The 16,628-nt window shown below is 66.5% G+C and carries 14 protein-coding genes; 8 read left to right on the top strand and 6 right to left on the bottom strand.

The genetic code is table 11. The annotated features are described in order from the left end of the window. The 3 genes from YH64_RS25740 to YH64_RS25730 form a co-directional block, all read left to right on the top strand. On the top strand, positions 1 to 630 hold a 630-nt coding region (locus YH64_RS25740; protein ID WP_143215540.1), incomplete at its 5' end, for a response regulator transcription factor. A gap of 193 nt (positions 631 to 823) precedes the next feature. Next, positions 824 to 1,369, top strand: a complete 546-nt coding sequence (gene folE, locus YH64_RS25735; RefSeq protein ID WP_006219193.1) for a GTP cyclohydrolase I FolE — start codon at positions 824 to 826, stop codon at positions 1,367 to 1,369. Positions 1,370 to 2,049: 680 nt separating this feature from the next. After that, positions 2,050 to 2,742, top strand: coding sequence for a response regulator transcription factor (locus tag YH64_RS25730; RefSeq protein ID WP_046806862.1), 693 nt, complete (start codon positions 2,050 to 2,052; stop codon positions 2,740 to 2,742). Positions 2,743 to 2,786: 44 nt separating this feature from the next. On the opposite strand, the gene YH64_RS25725 is transcribed toward YH64_RS25730, so the two are convergent. Continuing rightward, positions 2,787 to 4,130 carry an amidohydrolase family protein gene (locus YH64_RS25725; protein ID WP_046806846.1) on the bottom strand — a complete coding sequence of 448 codons (1,344 nt, stop codon included), beginning with the start codon at positions 4,128 to 4,130 and terminating at the stop codon, positions 2,787 to 2,789. A 150-nt stretch (positions 4,131 to 4,280) separates the two neighbouring features. Beyond that, positions 4,281 to 6,002 (bottom strand): methyl-accepting chemotaxis protein, encoded by a 1,722-nt coding sequence (locus tag YH64_RS30725; protein WP_046806845.1) that lies wholly within the window; start codon positions 6,000 to 6,002, stop codon positions 4,281 to 4,283. 408 nt (positions 6,003 to 6,410) lie between these two features. Here YH64_RS30725 and tauA point away from each other — a divergent pair, with 408 nt between their 5' ends. The 4 genes from tauA to YH64_RS25700 all read left to right on the top strand — a co-directional run bounded on the left by tauA (position 6,411) and on the right by YH64_RS25700 (position 10,879). Continuing rightward, positions 6,411 to 7,439: a taurine ABC transporter substrate-binding protein gene (tauA, locus tag YH64_RS25715; protein ID WP_046806844.1), complete on the top strand. Its 1,029-nt coding sequence runs from the start codon at positions 6,411 to 6,413 to the stop codon at positions 7,437 to 7,439. A gap of 67 nt (positions 7,440 to 7,506) precedes the next feature. After that, a complete protein-coding gene (locus YH64_RS25710; RefSeq protein ID WP_046806843.1) occupies positions 7,507 to 8,349 on the top strand; it encodes a taurine ABC transporter ATP-binding protein in 843 nt (280 codons plus the stop codon). Beyond that, positions 8,342 to 9,169, top strand: coding sequence for an ABC transporter permease subunit (locus YH64_RS25705; RefSeq protein ID WP_046806861.1), 828 nt, complete (start codon positions 8,342 to 8,344; stop codon positions 9,167 to 9,169). The genes YH64_RS25710 and YH64_RS25705 overlap by 8 nt, the downstream gene beginning before the upstream one ends. Before the next feature lie 177 nt (positions 9,170 to 9,346). Then, a complete protein-coding gene (locus YH64_RS25700; RefSeq protein WP_046806842.1) occupies positions 9,347 to 10,879 on the top strand; it encodes a PLP-dependent aminotransferase family protein in 1,533 nt (510 codons plus the stop codon). A 76-nt stretch (positions 10,880 to 10,955) separates the two neighbouring features. On the opposite strand, the gene YH64_RS25695 is transcribed toward YH64_RS25700, so the two are convergent. The 4 genes from YH64_RS25695 to xsc form a co-directional block, all read right to left on the bottom strand. Then, positions 10,956 to 12,359 carry an FAD-binding oxidoreductase gene (locus YH64_RS25695; protein WP_046806841.1) on the bottom strand — a complete coding sequence of 468 codons (1,404 nt, stop codon included), beginning with the start codon at positions 12,357 to 12,359 and terminating at the stop codon, positions 10,956 to 10,958. 19 nt (positions 12,360 to 12,378) lie between these two features. Further along, positions 12,379 to 12,771 (bottom strand): nuclear transport factor 2 family protein, encoded by a 393-nt coding sequence (locus YH64_RS25690; protein WP_104145670.1) that lies wholly within the window; start codon positions 12,769 to 12,771, stop codon positions 12,379 to 12,381. 127 nt (positions 12,772 to 12,898) lie between these two features. After that, a complete protein-coding gene (locus tag YH64_RS25685) occupies positions 12,899 to 13,876 on the bottom strand; it encodes a bifunctional enoyl-CoA hydratase/phosphate acetyltransferase (RefSeq protein WP_223265023.1) in 978 nt (325 codons plus the stop codon). Beyond that, entirely contained in the window at positions 13,866 to 15,677 is a 1,812-nt protein-coding gene (gene xsc, locus YH64_RS25680) for a sulfoacetaldehyde acetyltransferase (RefSeq protein WP_046806838.1), read from the bottom strand. The genes YH64_RS25685 and xsc overlap by 11 nt, the downstream gene beginning before the upstream one ends. A gap of 192 nt (positions 15,678 to 15,869) precedes the next feature. Here xsc and YH64_RS25675 point away from each other — a divergent pair, with 192 nt between their 5' ends. Next, positions 15,870 to 16,628, top strand: coding sequence for an IclR family transcriptional regulator (locus tag YH64_RS25675; RefSeq protein WP_046806837.1), 759 nt, complete (start codon positions 15,870 to 15,872; stop codon positions 16,626 to 16,628).

Genomic DNA, 16,628 nt, shown 5'->3' with positions numbered 1-16,628 from the left:
CTGTTGCTGGTTGACGACCACCCGCTGGTACGCGACGGCCTGCGGTTGCGGCTGGAAACCGTGCCCCGCCTTCAGGTCGTGGGCGAAGCCGGCAACGCCGCCGCCGCGCTGGCATTCCTGGCCGCGTGCCAGGCCGAAGCCCCGCTTGGCGACACCCTGCCCCACTTGGCGCTGATGGACCTGAACATGCCGGGCGGCGGCGGGCTGGAACTGACGGCGCAGCTGCACGAACGCTATCCGCAGATTGCCGTCCTGGTGCTGACCATGCACGACAACCCGGAATACATGGTGCAGGCGGTCAAGGCCGGGGCGCGCGGCTATCTGCTCAAGGATGAGCCGGCCGAGGAAATCGTGACGGCGATCAGCGCCGTGATGGAAGGCCGCAGCTATTTCAGCGCGTCCGTCGCGGTGCGTTTGTCGCAGGCCAGCGCACCGGCCACCCTGCTGACGCAACGGGAACGCGACGTGCTTCGCCACATCGCCACCGGCCAGGCCAACAAGCAGATCGCGCACGCGCTGGGCCTGTCGGTGCGCACGGTGGAAACGCACCGCTTGAACATCAAGCGCAAGCTGGGTATCGACGGGCAGGCCGAACTGATCAAGTACGCGGTGGAAAACCGGGGGGTTTGACGAGCGACCGAAGGCTGGGCCGGGCGTCGCATGAATGCGGCTTTTACCTTGCCCTGACCCACCTATGAACCGCCCATGGCGTGGGGTTACCCATGATTGCAAGCGCGCGCTGCGGTAGACTTGCCTGCATTCCCGCGTCGCCGACGCGGCACGCGACAATGCCACGATGAACGTGTGGCCCCTGGAGTCCCCCATGTCATTGGAAAAGAACTACACCGCCATTCTCGAAGCGCTAGGGGAAGACCCAAGCCGCGAAGGGCTGGCCGATACGCCCGCCCGCGCGGCCAAGGCCATGCGCCACCTGTGCCGGGGCTACGCGCAGAACCTGGACGAAATCGTGAACGGCGCGCTGTTCACGTCCGATACGCGCGAAATTGTTCTGGTCAAGAACATCGAACTGTATTCGCTGTGTGAACACCACATGCTGCCCTTCATCGGCAAGGCGCACGTGGCGTATCTGCCGGCGGGCAAGGTGCTGGGCCTGTCCAAGGTGGCCCGCATCGTTGAAATGTACGCGCGCCGCTTGCAGATCCAGGAAAACCTCAGCCGCCAGGTGGCCGAGGCCGTGCAGAAGGTGACCGGCGCGGCCGGCGTGGCCGTGGTGATCGAAGCGCAGCACATGTGCATGATGATGCGAGGCGTTGAAAAGCAGAATTCGTCGATGGTCACGTCCGTGATGCTGGGCGAATTTCATGACAACCCGTCGACCCGCGCCGAATTCCTCAGCCTGATCCGCTGATCGTTCCAGCACGCCACAACGGGCGGTGCGGCCAAGCTGGCTGCACCGCCCGTTTCACTTGGCATTGAATCCGCGGAGATAGCACCCGCCGACGTCCTTGCTCGGTGGATTGCGCGATGGCATTTCGAGCCCATCGCCTCGTTTTGCAGCGTCTGCGCGCACCCGCCCGGATATCCGCCTGAATTCGCGGAATCGACCGGCTTATCACGGGCAATTGAAACGCCCCAAATCCCCACCGCAAGCCTCCGTTTTCAAGCGAACGGAGGGCGCCGACGCGCTCTACATTGAAGTCATTCGCAGCCCCCTCACAATCATTACGCTGCGAACCGCGGCCTAGCAATCGGAGCCGCCACAGCCTCCGAAAGCGAACGTCGTGAGATGTCTAGTTGTTGTTTGAAGTTGCAGTCGTCGCAGCAAAAACGGTGTCGTCGCCTTCCCCCCCCCCGATCTGACACACCGTTCGCAGCAGCTTTACCCCGACCGGCCTGCCGGTCGGGGCATTTTTAAGACTCTTCCAATTCACAAGAGCGTTATTAGCCGTCAGCATGACGGGTCGCCTGGCGTGCACGCTTCATCGCTGCAATCGTTGCGCCAGTCCGTTTGCACAAGACCGCCAATTTGCAGGTTCGCGCCTTGGCGCGGCCCCGCAAGCCAGCGGCGTCCATTCGATGCAGCAACCCATGAAAGTCCTCGTAATCGACAATGACAAGACCTCGGCGGAAGCACTGAGCCATACGCTTGCCGAGCAAGGCCAGATCGTCCACATTGCCACCGATGGAGTAAGCGGCCTACGCATTGCAAAAACATTTCCGTATGACCTGATCCTGCTTGATGTGCAGCTACCCGTGATGGACGGTTTCACCGTGCTGCGGGAACTGCGCAAGGAAAGCAATGTGCCGGTGCTGATCGTCTCGGCGCGCGACGAACTGCAAGCCCGCGTGCAAGGCTTGAGCGAAGGCGCGGACGACTACCTGGCCAAGCCCTATGCCACCTGCGAGCTGGTCGCGCGCATGAAGGCGATCAACCGGCGATCCTCACCGGCCGACGAGCCCAGCACGCAACACGTCTTGCGCGTGGGCGATCTTGAACTGCAACTGCTAAGCCGCAAGGCCTTGCGCGAAGGCCAACGCATCCGGCTGACCGCGATTGAATTCGCGCTGCTTGAACGGCTGATGCGCAAGCATGGCGAAGTGCAGTCGCGCATGAACCTGGCGGCGCACGTGTGGGGCATCAACTTTGACCGTGGCACCAACGCCATCGACGTGGCCGTGCGCAGGCTGCGCATGAAAATGGACGACCCCTTCAGTTCGCGCCTGCTGCACACCGTCTGGGGCCTGGGCTACGTCCTGGAACAACGCGACCCGCCCTACTGATTAATGCGCGCCGCGCTCACGCCCGGCGCGCATCGGCTCATGCGTCACATCATCATCGCGCCACGCTCCTCACGGACCGTGGCGCGCGGCCGCAGGTAACGGCCCTTGCCCGGTTCGCCTTGCACCTGGCTGCCGTCATACACCAGTTCGCCACGGCGCCACGTGCCAAACACATGCACGGTGTAGGGCCGACCGAACGCCTGCTCAGGCTGCGCCGCCGACCGCCCGGGCGCCAGCACGACGAAGTCCGCGTCCTTGCCGATATCGAACGAGCCCTTGCGGTCGTCCAGCAGGAAATGTTCGGCGGGCTTTTGCGATAGCAGTCGGACCACCAGCGTGGGCGACAGGCCGCGCGATTCGCAGCCGGACCACAGCGCGGGCAAGAGCAGGTCGGGCCCGTAGTCCACGGTGGGGGCCGAGTCATCACCGGCGTCGTCGCCGCGCGCCTGGTATCCACTGGACACGAAGGTGCACATGTCGGTGGCCAGCCGCCGCCACAGGGCGTCGACCTCGACACTGGGACGCAGCAAGGGGTAGTCGTCGGCTGATCCACCAAACTGCTGCATCGCATCTTCGGTGCTCATGACCAGGCTGCGCAGGCTGGTTTCGATGGTGACCCAGTGCCCGGCCTGGCGGTAGCGGGCGCACATGGCATAGCCTTCTTCGGACCACACATCCGCCGCCTGCATGCGCACCCCGGCCGCCGCGCCGACGCGACACAGCAGGCGCGTGGTCAGGCCTTCGATCAGGGGCAGGTTGGCGCGGGCCAGCACTTCCCTGCCCGCCCGGCCGGCATCCAGCAAGCGCCGCGCGTTACGGCTGGCCGTCAGCCGCGCGTGGTTGTGCATGCTGCACGCCAGGCCGAAGCGCGCAATGCCCTGAAAAGCCTGCAATAAATCGCTTTCGTGATGGGCAAAGCGGTTGCGCTCGTGCTCGAACGTGGGAATGGAAAAGGCGCACACGCCGCCGCTGGCCAGAGCGTCAGCGGCATCCAGGCCGTGCTGGGTGTTGACGGTGCCCGCCACCGCCACGTCCACATGCGCCTCACGCCCGATGCGCGAGACCATCGCATCCAGCTGCGCGCGGCTGGCGACCACCTCGGCGTGTTCGTAAGGCATGTCCACCAGCGTGGTCACACCGCCCGCGGCTGCCGCCCGGGAGGCGCGGCGGATGCCGCAGCCATCGGCCCAGCCGCCGATATACGTACGGCTGTCGACGGCGCCCGGTAGCACCCACAAGCCGCGCGCGTCCACCAGATCCCGCGCGGCGGGCGGGCTGTGGCTGCCCATTGCCGCGATCTTGCCGTCCATGATCCCCAACCAGCCGTCTTCCAGAATGCTATCGGCGTTGACCAGCGAACCGCGTATCACCATGTCGAAATCGCTCATTGTTTTCTTCTTGTCGTGAGGGCACGCGGCCGACCGGCTGCCCGGCTTTGCGCACGTGCGTAGCGTTGATCGACCGCTGGCCTATCCCCACGGAACCGGCCAGCGGATACTACCGGGCGGGCGCCAGATCCTCCTTCCGGCGCCGCTTCGTCAGAACACCTGCCAATCGTCCTGCACGGCCGCACCCAGGCCCGCCGGCGCGGGCGCCGCTGCCGGGCGCTGCAACGCCACGCGCTTGCGCGGCGCCCCCGCCCGGGCCGGGTTCGTCTGGTTTGCCGTGGATGCATTCGACACACGCGCATCGGGCATGTCGATGACCACGCGCGGCGATACGGTGAAGACGGCGACGGTTTGCGCCAGACCTTCGGCCTGGTCGCGCAGCGCGCGCGCCGATGCGGCGGCCTGCTCGACCAGCGCCGCGTTCTGTTGCGTGGCCTCGTCCATGCTGGACACGGCCAGGTTCACCTGGTCGATGCCTTGGGCCTGCTCGCTGGATGCCGCGGCAATTTCACCCATGATGTCGGTCACCCGGTGCACGGCGCTTTCGATTTCGCGCATCGTTTCGCCGGCCAGCGCCACCTGCTGCGCGCCCGCCTGCACCCGGCCGGCCGAGTCGGCGATAAGTTGCTTGATCTCGCGCGCGGCCAGCGCGCTGCGTTGCGCCAGCGCCCGCACTTCACCGGCCACCACGGCAAACCCCTTGCCCTGGTCCCCCGCGCGCGCCGCTTCCACGGCCGCGTTCAGCGCCAGGATGTTGGTTTGAAACGCAATGCCGTCGATGACCGACACGATGTGCGTGATCTTGGCCGAACTGGCGCTGATGTCCTGCATGGTGCCGACCACGTCGGCCACCACCGCCGCGCCCCGCCCCGCCACCTGCGACGCGCCTTCGGCCAGCTGGTTGGCGCGCAGCGCGTTGTCGGCGTTTTCCTTGACGGTTACCGCCAGCCGGCCCATCGACAGCGCCGTTTCTTCCAAGGTAGCGGCTTGCTGTTCGGTACGCGACGACAGCAGCACATTGCCTTCGGCGATGTCGCGCGTTCCGTGGCTGATCTGGTGCACGCTTTGGCGGACGGCGGCGACCGTCTTGGCCAGGCTGGCCTGCATGCGTTGCAGGCCAAGAAAAAGTTGACCCATTTCATTGTGCGATTTGATCTCGATCGGGTTGGTCAGATTGCCGTCGGCGATGCTTTGAAAATGCGCGCCGGCGCGCAGCAAGGGGCGTAACACCGAGCGGCTGACAAACAGCGCCGCGCCGATACTGAGCAACACGGCCACGGCAAGCAGCGCCGCGATCAGCGTATTGGCGCGCACGTGCTGGGTGGCGGCGGCTTCGACAAAGCCGTTGGTCTGGGCGTCTACATAGCGCAGATAGCCGGCCACTTCGTGGTCGAACGCCAGGTGGGCGCCCTGCACCGCGTCCATCTGCAAGGCGAACGCCCGGGCGTCCTGGCCGCGCATGGATTCGAACTGTTCGGCGGCCAACGAGTCGTAAAGCTTGAACGCGGCCGCCACCGGGGCCGCCTTTTCCTGCAACGCGGGCGCGCGCACCTCGCTGGCGAACGCATCGAACCGCTCGCGCGAGCGTCGCCACAGGTCTTCGGCACGCGCGGCGTCGGCATCGCTTTCCGTGATGCGGCCGACCTGCCGGTTGATCATCGCGGCGTCCATCGCCAGGCGTGCGCGCAGCATCAGGGTGTAGGCCTCGTAAACGGGCACGACGCGCATTGAATAGGCTTCGTTGACCTGGCCCAGCTTGGCGTTGCTGGAGCGTGTGTCCAGCCAGGCCGCGCCGTTGGCGACCAGCATGCCGGTGAAGAACAGCGCAAGCAAAATGCCCAGACAGCTGCGGACTTTCAAGTGAGTGAACATACGACCTCGAAGGAATTCATGACCCCGGGGCAGCAACGCGCGCCAGCGGGGACTGAGGGCCTGGGGTGTCCACCGCGCCCGCTGGGTCGGACGAAACGAATGTATCCCAGCGCCTCCGACAAATCGTTAACAAATGAATGACATTTCCGTCACCGCGAAAGCGATGCTTTGGTGCTATCGACGAGCGCTGGCGCGGGCCTCGGGCATTTGGCCGATAGCCGCTGGACGATGCCGGGAACCACCATGGGCACATCCCGCCCGCGCGCGGCTCGGGTCGCCGCTTTGGCACCTACTGAACCGCCCATCTGGACCTAGCGTTCTGGCCCTATCCGGGCAAACTGGCACCAGGCCGCACCGGCACAAAGCCGGTCGCGTCGGGGCGCGGCCCACTCTCTTTCGGAGATCACCATGAACGCGATTTACCGCCTCATCCGCCGCTGCACCCTGGCCGGCCTTGCCGCTGCGCTGGTGGCCGCGCCCGCTTACGCCCAGACCAAGCTGGTGGTGGGCTATCAACAGATCGTGGGCCCGTTTTTGTCGTCCATTGCCGATGGCAGTTTCGATGCCGCATTAAAAGAAGCCGGGTACCAGGTCGACTGGCGCCAGTTCACGTCCGGCGGGGATATTTCGACGGCGCTGGCCTCGGGCAATGTACCGGTGGGGGTGCTGGGGTCGACCGGCATCACATCGGCCGCCACGCGCGGCGTGGACCTGCAACTGTTCTGGATCCTGGACAACATCGGCAAGTCCGAAGCACTGGTGGCGCGTAACGGCTCGGGCATCAACAGCACGGCTGATTTGAAGGGCAAGCGGGTGGCGACGCCGTTTGTATCGACGTCACACTTTCACCTATTGGTGGGCCTGGACCAGGTATGGAAGATCAACCCGCGCGACGTGCGCATCCTGAACATGCAGCCGCCGCAGATCGTGGCCGCCTGGCAGCGCGGCGACATCGACGCCGCCTACGTCTGGCCGCCCGCGCTGACCGAAATTGAAAAGACCGGCAAGGTGATTGCCGATTCCGAAGCCATCGGCCGCGCCAGCGTGCCCACGTTCGACGGCATCGTCGTGGACCGCGCCTGGGCCGCGAAGAACCCGAAGTTCATGGCCGCCTTCACCGGCGTGCTGGCCAAGTCCTATGCCGACTACCAGGCCAACGGCGCCAAGTGGACGGCGGAATCGCCCCAGGTCAAAGGCATCGTGCGGCTGATCGGCGGCAAGCCGGACGACATCATCGGCGCGCTCAAGCTGCTGGTGTTCCCGACCGCGCAAGAGCAGGCGTCGCCGACATGGCTGGGTGGCGGCAAGGAATCCGGCGCGGTGCGCGCGCTGGACGCCAGCGCCAAGTTCCTGAAGGACCAGAAGCAGATCGACCGGGCGCTGACTGACTACAGCCCGCACGTGACCGACCAGTACGCGAAGGCGGCGGCCAAGTAGGTAGCACGGCTGTCTTCGGAAAGGACGCCCGCCTAGACGCGGGCGTCCCGTTACAAGGGGAATCCGCATGAACCACCCGACCCTGCCCGCCGCCCAGGCGCTGCGCGCGGACCATGTCAGCGTCACTTATCCCGGCTTGCACGACAGCGGGCCGGTCATCGCGCTGCAAGACGTCAACCTGACCATCGAGCCCGGCGAGTTCGTCGTGGCGCTGGGCGCGTCGGGCTGCGGCAAGACCACCTTGCTTAGCCTGCTTGCCGGCTTTCTGTCGCCCACCGAAGGGCAGATCACGCTAGGCGGGCGGCCCATCATTGGCCCGGGCGCCGACCGGGGCGTGGTGTTCCAGAAGCACGCCCTGCTGCCTTGGCTGAACGTGCTGGAGAACACGGAATTCGGCCTGAAGCTGCAAGGCGTGGACAAGGAAACGCGGCGTGCCCGCGCCCGCCGCAACCTGGAACTGGTGGGCTTGCAGGACTTTCACCGTCACATGATCTACCAGCTGTCCGGCGGCATGCAGCAACGCGTGGGCATTGCGCGCGCGCTGACCTGCGACCCCGCCATGCTGCTGATGGACGAACCCATGGCGGCGCTGGACGCGCTGACGCGTGAAACCATCCAGGAACTGCTGCTGGATATCTGGCGCCAGACCAACAAGATGTTCTTCTTCATTACCCATAGCGTGGAAGAGGCGCTGTTCCTGGGATCGCGGCTCATCGTCATGTCGCCGCGCCCGGGGCGCATCACGCACACCTTCACGCCGGATTTCAACCGGCGCTACCTGGAGACCCGCGATGGCCGCCGCATCAAATCCAGCCCCGACTTCATCGCCATGCGCGAGCAAGTCCTTGGCATCATCTACGGCGACGAGCTTGCCGCCCACGAGCCCGCCCGCGAGCCGGCCCATGCGTGAATCGCGCGGGGGCCGCAAGCCGGCCGCCCCCGGCAAGGTCTATGGCGCCCCCGGCGCGGGCTACAGCGGCCACATCAGCCTGATCACCAGCATTGCGCTGGTGGCGCTGTGGTTCCTGGTGACCAGCACCGGCTGGGTCAAGCCGCTGTTCCTGCCATCGCCCTTTGCCGTGTACGACAAGTTCGTGTCGGCCATGACCGACGGCGTGGCCAATTCCACCTTGGCCGAACACGCCATGGCCAGCCTGACACGTGTGTTCTCGGCATTTTTCCTGGCCTGCATCACGGCGGTGCCGGTCGGCATCCTGATGGGCGTCAACCGCTACGCGCGCGGCATCTTCGACCCGCCCATCGAGTTCTACCGCCCCCTGCCGCCGTTGGCGTACCTGCCGCTGATCATCATCTGGTTCGGCATCGGGGAGTTTCCGAAGATCCTGCTGATTTATCTGGCGATCTTTGCACCCATGGCGATCGCGGCGCGCGCCGGGGTGCGGTCGGTATCCATCGAACAGATCCATGCGGCCTACGCCATGGGCGGCACGCCGATGCAGATCGTGTGGCACGTGATCCTGAAGGCGGCCATGCCCGAGATTTTCACGGGCCTGCGCATCGGCATCGGCGTGGGGTGGACCACGCTGGTGGCCGCTGAAATGGTGGCAGCGGACCGGGGTCTGGGCTTCATGGTGCTGAACGCCGCGCAGTTCCTGGCCAGCGACATCGTCATCATGGGCATCATCGTGATCGGCGTATTCGCCTTCGCCTTCGATCTGCTGGTGCGGTATGTGGAGAAATTTGCCATCCCCTGGAAGGGACGCATCTAGCCGCGCGGGCCGATGGGGTGGGCTGATGGCGCGGCCCCGATTGCCCTGCCCGGCCGCTGCACGCGCCCGGCAGGGCAATCCCCCATTCCGCGCCAAAGGGGCGTCCTCTATCCTACCTACCGGATCGCGCGGCGGCCCTTGCCTTGAGGCCCCGCGCCGCCATCACAAGGAGCCGTCATGTCCAGCCAGGCCGCGATGCAAAAGCCTGTGATGTGGGAACGCCTGTTCGAACGGGAAAGCGCGCCCAACCTCAGCCTGCAAGGCCGCGTGCGCCAGATGCTGGTGTCGGCCATTCTTAGCGGGCACCTGCCGCCTGGCATGCCGGTGCCGTCCAGCCGCCAGTTGGCCGACCAGCTTTGCATTGCGCGCAACACGGTGGTCTTTGCGTACCAGCAACTGGTCAGCGAAGGGTATCTGGTGTCGCGCGAACGTAGCGGCCATTTCGTTTGCGATTCAGTGATGCAGGGGCATTCGGGGTCGGTGCCCGATCCGACCGCCGCCATGCTGGACGTTGAGGCCCCGCAACGCGTGCGCTGGGACGAGCGCTTGCGCTTTCGGCCATCGCAACAGCGCAATATCACCAAGCCGCAAGACTGGCAGAAGCAGCCCTACCCGTTTGTGTACGGCCAGTTCGACGCAGACCTGTTTCCCACCGCCGAATGGCGCGAATGCTGCATCAAGGCGCTGTCGGTACTGGACATCCGCAGTTGGGCGCCCGACCTGATCACGCACGACGACCCCGCGCTGATCGAACAGATCCGCACGCAGGTATTGCCGCGCCGGGGCGTGTGGGCGGATGCCGAAGAAATCGTGATCACCGTGGGTGCGCAGCACGCGCTATATCTGCTGGCGGACCTGCTGGTCAACGAAGACACCGTGGTCGGCATGGAAGACCCCGGCTACCCCGACGCCCGCAACATCTTTGCCAGCCATACGCGCCACTTGCTGCCGATGCCGGTGGACGAAGGCGGGCTGTGCACGGGCACGCATCTGCTGGGCTGCGACTATGTGTTTGTGACGCCGGGGCATCAATGCCCCACCACCGTCACGCTGTCGATGGAACGCCGCGAAACCCTGCTGGCCTTGGCGCGACAGGCCGACAGCATGATTATCGAAGACGACTTCGAAAGCGAAAGCCGCTGGGGCGAAGGCGCGATTCCGGCGCTGAAAAGCCAGGACCGTGACGGGCGGGTGATCTATGTCGGCAGCCTGGCGAAGTCGTTCGCGCCGGGCCTGCGCATCGGCTATATCGTTGCCCCGCGCGAGCTGACCCGCGAACTGCGCGCGCTGCGCCGGCTGATGCTGCGGCACCCGTCCGCGTACATCCAGCGCGCGTTTTCGCTATTCATTTCGCTGGGCCATCACCATTCGCTGCTGCGCAAACAGTCGCAAGCGTATCAACGGCGCGGCGCGGAACTGGCGCACGCGCTGGCCCGGCACCTGCCCGACTTCGCGCCCACGCCCATCACGGGGTCGTCGTCGTGCTGGCTGCAAGGCCCACCCTGGCTGAACGCGGCGCAGCTGTCCGAGGCGGCGCTGGCCGAGGGCGTGGTGGTGGAACCGGGCGACGTCTTTTTCATGAACGGGGCCGACGCGCCCCGCAACTTCCTGCGCGTGGGATTCACGTCGATACGGCCCGAACTGATCGAACCGGGCATCGCAAAACTGGCGCAGGTGGTGCGCCGGTATCGGCTGCGGGCGGCGGCGTAGGCGCGGGCCGCGTTCGGCACGCAGTTCAGCTTGCACGCTACGGGGGCCCGCCACCGATGCACGACACCTGTGCACGCTACAGATGCTCGTCCCGCAGGTGATACCAGCGATACAGCAGCCCCTGCCCCAGCCGCCTGAACGGGGCGAACAGGTGCCCGGGCAGCGGTGAATCGTAGATGGGCAGGTTCCAGGGCGCGCCGTCCTGGCCCATCATCCGCTGGGCCAGCCGCTTGCCGGCCTGGGCCGAGAACGCCACCCCGTTGCCGCCGTAGCCAAAGGCGTAGTACACGGGCTGGGACGGGTCGGGCTGCGTTACGCGCGGCATCATGTCGTGGCTGACGTCGACCCAGCCCCACCACGAATACGCCACCTCGACATCACGCAGCGACGGAAACTTGCGCGCCAGCCCCTCGCGCAGCAAGGCCAGGTGGCGCGGGTGCTGGGCGTCGGCGCCGCGCAAGGCGCTACGGCTGCCGATCTGCATGCGGCCGTCGGGCAGCAGGCGGTAATAGAAACGCAAGGTGCGGGTGTCGGTGATGAACACGGTGCTTTTCAGGCCGGCGGCCTCGCGCTCAGCGTCCGAGAGCACACGCGTCACCATGGAATTGGACAGCACCGGCATGATGCGATTGTCCAGCAGCGGGTTGACGCCCTGCGCCGTGTAGCCGCCGGTGGCAAACGCCACGCGGCGCGCACGCACTACACCCGCCGGGGTTTGCAGGGCGATGGCGCCATTGTCGCGGCGCCAGCCCAGCACCGGGCTGGACGGATGCACGCGCACGCCCAGCGCGCGCGCCTGGCGTAAATAGTCATACGCCAGCTTCAAGGGATGCACGCCCACGCCGTCGGGCTCGTGCATGGCCCCGACGGCCTCGTGATCGTGCACATAGCGTTCACGCAACTCGCCCTGGCTGAGCATGCGAGCGTCGTAGCCAAACACCTCGCGCATGACGCGCGCCTCGTTTGCCAGGAACGCCATCTTCTTCTGCCGATGCGCGGTGTACAGATGCCCGCCGGGCTGCGCGTCGCAATCGACCTGGGCCACCAGGCTTTTCCAGTATTCGAACCCTTCGCGGATTTCGGCGTCCAGGCGCTTGGCGGTATCCATGCCCCAGCGGCCGATCCATTGCGACCGGTACAGACGCCCGGAGGCATTCTGCCCCTGCCCGCCATTGCGGCTGGTGCAGCCCCACACGGCGCGGTTGGCTTCCAGCACCAGCGCGCGCACGCCGAAGTCGCGCGCCAGTGTCAGCGCGGCGGACAGGCCCGTGAAGCCCGAACCCACAATCACCACATCGGCATCCACGTCGCCCTGGATGGGGCCATCGTCTTCGGGCGGTGCGCCCGCGGTGGCGACCCAGTAGGTGGGCGCGTAGTCCTGCCCCTGGCCGGGTGGCGACACCAGCGGATCGTACGTGGGGTTGTAGGCGTTGACGCGTGGGGCGGCGGCCGGCGCCGGGCGCGTAGTGTCGAAGGACATTTGGGTATCCATGCGCGTCTCACGCCCGGGCGGGCAAGGCGGGCCGCTGCTTGCGGAACGCGTTCTTCACGCGGATCTTGCCGTCTTGAAAGGTGAAGATATCGACCATGTCGGCCTCGACGCGCGTGCCGTCGGCCGCCGTTCCCGTGAACGTGCATTCCGACACGCCACGATCGCCCGCCACCCAATGCCGGCCGTTGTTCCATTGCGCATCCGGGAAGTTCTTCCAGGCCGCCGCGAAGGCCGTGCGGACGGCTTCCGACCCCGTGTGCCGGCTGCCGCAGGCGTCCGGTCCGCCGACGGTCTCGAACACGCAGTCTTGCGTCATGAAGCGCATCAGCGCGTCGATATCGTGGCGGTTCCAGGCGGCCGCGAATTCGGCCAGCATGTCGGCGGTGACGGTGTTTGGCATTGCCTGCTCCCTGTGTCGAAATACCCGTCGCAAAGCGCGCGCGGGCGTCTGGACTCAAGGTACGTGGCGGGGGTGGCAGGGTCTAGAACCAGACGCGGCAAATCGCTTGCACCAGAATTTTCCGGGTTCAAGCGTCGCGTGCTGCCAGCAAGGCACGGGCGTGCAGCACCGCGATGGCGCAGCTGTTGACGCGCGCCTGCACGGAGTCGGACCGGCTGGTCAGCAGCACCGGCACGCGCGTGCCCAGTACCAGCCCGGCGGTGTCCGCGCCGGCCAGCCAGGTCAGCTCCTTGTAGAGCATGTTGCCCGCTTCGATGTCGGGCGCCAGCAGGATGTCGGCGTCGCCCGCCACGCGCGACACAATGCCCTTTTCCTGAGCCGCCTGTCGCGAAATGGCGTTGTCGAACGCCAGCGGGCCATCGATGTCGCCGCCACGTATCTGCTGGCGGTCGGCCATCTTGGACAGGGCCGCCGCGTCCAGCGTGGCGGGCATGGCGGGGTTGACGGATTCCGTGGCGCACAACACCGCCACCTTGGGCCGGCCGATGCCCAGCGCTTGCGCCAGGTCGATGGCGTTTTGCGCGATGTCGGCCTTTTCCATCAGCGTGGGCGCGATGTTGACCGCCGCGTCCGTCAGGATGAACAGCTTGGCGTAGGCGGCAACGCCCATCACAAAGGCATGGCTGACGCGCCGGCTCGTGCGCAAACCGGATTCGCGCGACACCACGGCGGCCATGAAGTGTTCGGTATGCAGGCTGCCTTTCATCAACATCTGCACGGCGCCGTCGCGCGCCAGCCCCGCCGCCGTCTGCGCGGCCAGGCATTCGTCATCGGGCGTGTCGACGATGTCGAAGTCGCCCGGCCGCAAGCCCGCCTGTGCCAAGCGGTCAAGCAGCTTGCGCGCCGGCCCCACCAGCACGGGCTCGATATGGCCGGCGCGCTGCGCCTGCACGGCGGCATCCAGACTGGAGGCCGACATGGGGTACGCCACCGCCGTGCGCAAGCGGCCCGCCGACAGCGCGGCATCGCGCAGGGGCGCGAACAATTGATCGCTAGCCATACGGCGGGCTCCTGGTCTCTGGCGGCGGCTGGCCTTAACGCCCAACCGGATCGATCGGCAACGGCACCTCGCCCGCCTGGAACGGCTGGTTGACGTAGCGCTTGTACTTGTCCAGAAAGCGCACGGGCTGCTTCAGCGCGTCGCGCCGGAACGGATCGCCCAGCTCTTGGCTGACCATCATTTCCAGCACCGTGGTCTTGCCTTCGGACTGCGCCTGGCACGCCGCCTGCAACGCCGCGCCCACCTGGTCCGCGTGTTCGACGCGGATGCCCTCGGCGCCCATGGCGCGCGCCAGCTCGGAAAAATTCGGGTTCAGCAGATTGCTGCCCACGAAGCGGCGGCCATAGAAGTCCACCTGATTTTTCTTTTCCGCGCCCCACTGGCCGTTATGGAACACCACGGCCGTGACCGGGATCTTTTCGCGCACGCAGGTCAGCAATTCCTGAAAGCTCATGCACCACGCGCCGTCGCCCACATAGGCCACCGCCGGGCGGTCCGGGCGGCCCAGCTTGGCGCCGATCAACGCGGGCAGCGCGTAGCCGCAGTTGCCGAAGCTCATGGCGGCCAGCATGGAGTTCGGCTCGTCAAAGCGCAGATAGCTGTTGGACACCGAGCAGATGTTGCCGATGTCGGTGGACACCATGACATGCTTGGGCATCGCGCGTTCCAGCTCGCGCAGCATGCGCCGTGGGTGCATGCGGCCGCCGCCTTGTTCGATGATGTCCAGGCTCCAGTCGTCGCGTTCGTGCGACCAGCCATCCAGCTCGGCTTCCCAGGCGGCCTTTTGCGAGGCGATGTCGTCACCGCGCGCGGCCTTGGTGCGCACGCAAGCGACGTCACGCGACTTCAACTTTTCGGTCAGCGCGGCGGCGGCGGGCCTGGCGTCGCCGCAGATGCCGACCGACACGGGCCGCACCAGCCCCAGCATGCGGTGGTCGGCATCCACCTGAATGATGCGCGCGCCCAGCGGCCAGTAGTCCAGGCCGTGCTGCGGCAAGGTGCCGAACGGCCCCAGCCGCGTGCCCAGCGCCAGCACGACGTCGGCTTGCGACAGCAGCTTCATGCCGGCCTTGGCCCCTTGATAGCCCAGCGGGCCGCACCACAGCGGGTGGCTCGCGGGAAAGGCGTCGTTGTGCAGATAGCTGGTAACGACCGGCGCGCCCAGCAGTTCGGCCAAGGCCACGCATTCCGCCTGGCCCTCGGAAAACAGCACGCCGCCGCCCGCCACGATGACCGGGAATTTGGCCTCGGCCAGCAGCCGCGCCGCCGCTTCCAGGTCTTCTTCGGCGCCCGGCCCCCGGCGCACGCGGCGCGGTTCGGGGATGGCCACATCGATCTCGCCGTAGAAATAATCGCGCGGGATGTTCAGCTGCGTCGGGCCGCGTTCGGCCATCGCGTTGTCAAAGGCCTTGGCGGTGAATTCCGCCATGCGATCCGGCCGGTTCACGTGCGCCTGGTACTTGGTGATGCGCGAAAAAATGGGCAGCTGCTCGGTTTCCTGAAAACCGCCCAGGCCCATGCCGGCCGTGCCGGTTTCGGGCGTGATCGCCACGACGGGGCTGTGCGCCCAGTACGCCGCGGCAACGCCGGTGACGAAGTTGGTGATGCCCGGCCCGTTCTGGGCGATGCACACGCCGTGGCGGCCGGTCACGCGCGAATAGCCGTCGGCCATGTGGGCGGCGCCCTGCTCGTGCACGGTGGGCACGAAGCGGATGCCGGCGGCGGGGAACAAGTCCAGCGCGTCCATGAAGGCCGAACCCACAATGCCGAATACGTCCTTGACGCCCTGCGCGACCAACGTTTCAACGAACGCTTCACTGGGGGTCATGTGTTGCTTGCTGCTCATGGTGTGTCTCCTGGCAGGCCGGCGCTGTGGGAGGTGGCACGCGGGGCGGTTGCCCGCATCGTGCTTGCATCGTGGCCGGGGTGAATCGATACTGCCGGAGAAATCCCGCGTTTCCCATCCCACTGCGTTCCATTTTCTGCAAAATCCGTACGACGATGGCGCCCCGGCAGCTGAATCTTCAAATATTGAAAGATGAAAGACGAATCCTCTGCCGCGCTACGCGCGCTGACCCTCTTGGAACAGGTGGCCCGGTCCGACGCGCCGGTGTCGCTGGCGGCCCTGACCGACGCGACGGGCCTGCCCAAGCCCTCGGTGCTGCGCATCCTGACGCGGCTGGTCGACGCCGGGATGCTGCTGCGCGAACCCGCCGGCAAAAGCTATGTCAGCGGCCCCCGGCTTAGCGCCCTGGCCCGCGAGACGCTGCTCAATTCCCCCTTGCGCGGTGAACGCCATCGCATCCTGGACAGCCTGGTCGACGAAATCGGCGAAACCTGTAACTGCACCATGCTGGATGGCGACGAAGTCATTTACCTGGACCGCGTGGAAACCGCCTGGCCGCTGCGGGTGAACCTGCAAACGGGTTCGCGCGTGCCGCTGCATTGTTCGGCCAGCGGCAAGCTGTTTCTGGCGCACATGCGGCGCGAGGCGCGCGCGCGCCTGCTGGCCGCCGCGCCCCTGCCGCGTTACACGCCGAACACGTTGTGCGAGGTGGGCGCGCTGGAAAACGAGTTACGGGCCATCAAGAAGGAAGGCGCCAGCTTTGACCGCGAGGAATTCCTGCTGGGCATCGTCTGCATGGCCGTGCCGATCCTGCGTGGCTCGCGGGTGATCGCCGCCGTGGCGCTGCACGCGCCGGTGGCCCGCTTGTCCATCGACGGGGCGCGCGGCTGGCTGCCCCGCATGCAAGAGGCCGCCCGCGCGCTGGCCGGCACCTACGACGCTGAAGGGTAG

Origin of the sequence: Achromobacter sp. LC458 (assembly GCF_001005835.2) — a bacterium.
In the GTDB taxonomy this organism is placed as follows: domain Bacteria; phylum Pseudomonadota; class Gammaproteobacteria; order Burkholderiales; family Burkholderiaceae_B; genus Achromobacter; species Achromobacter spanius_B.
Note: the sequence above shows the minus strand (reverse complement) of the source record. Positions and strands in the feature narration are given on the sequence as shown.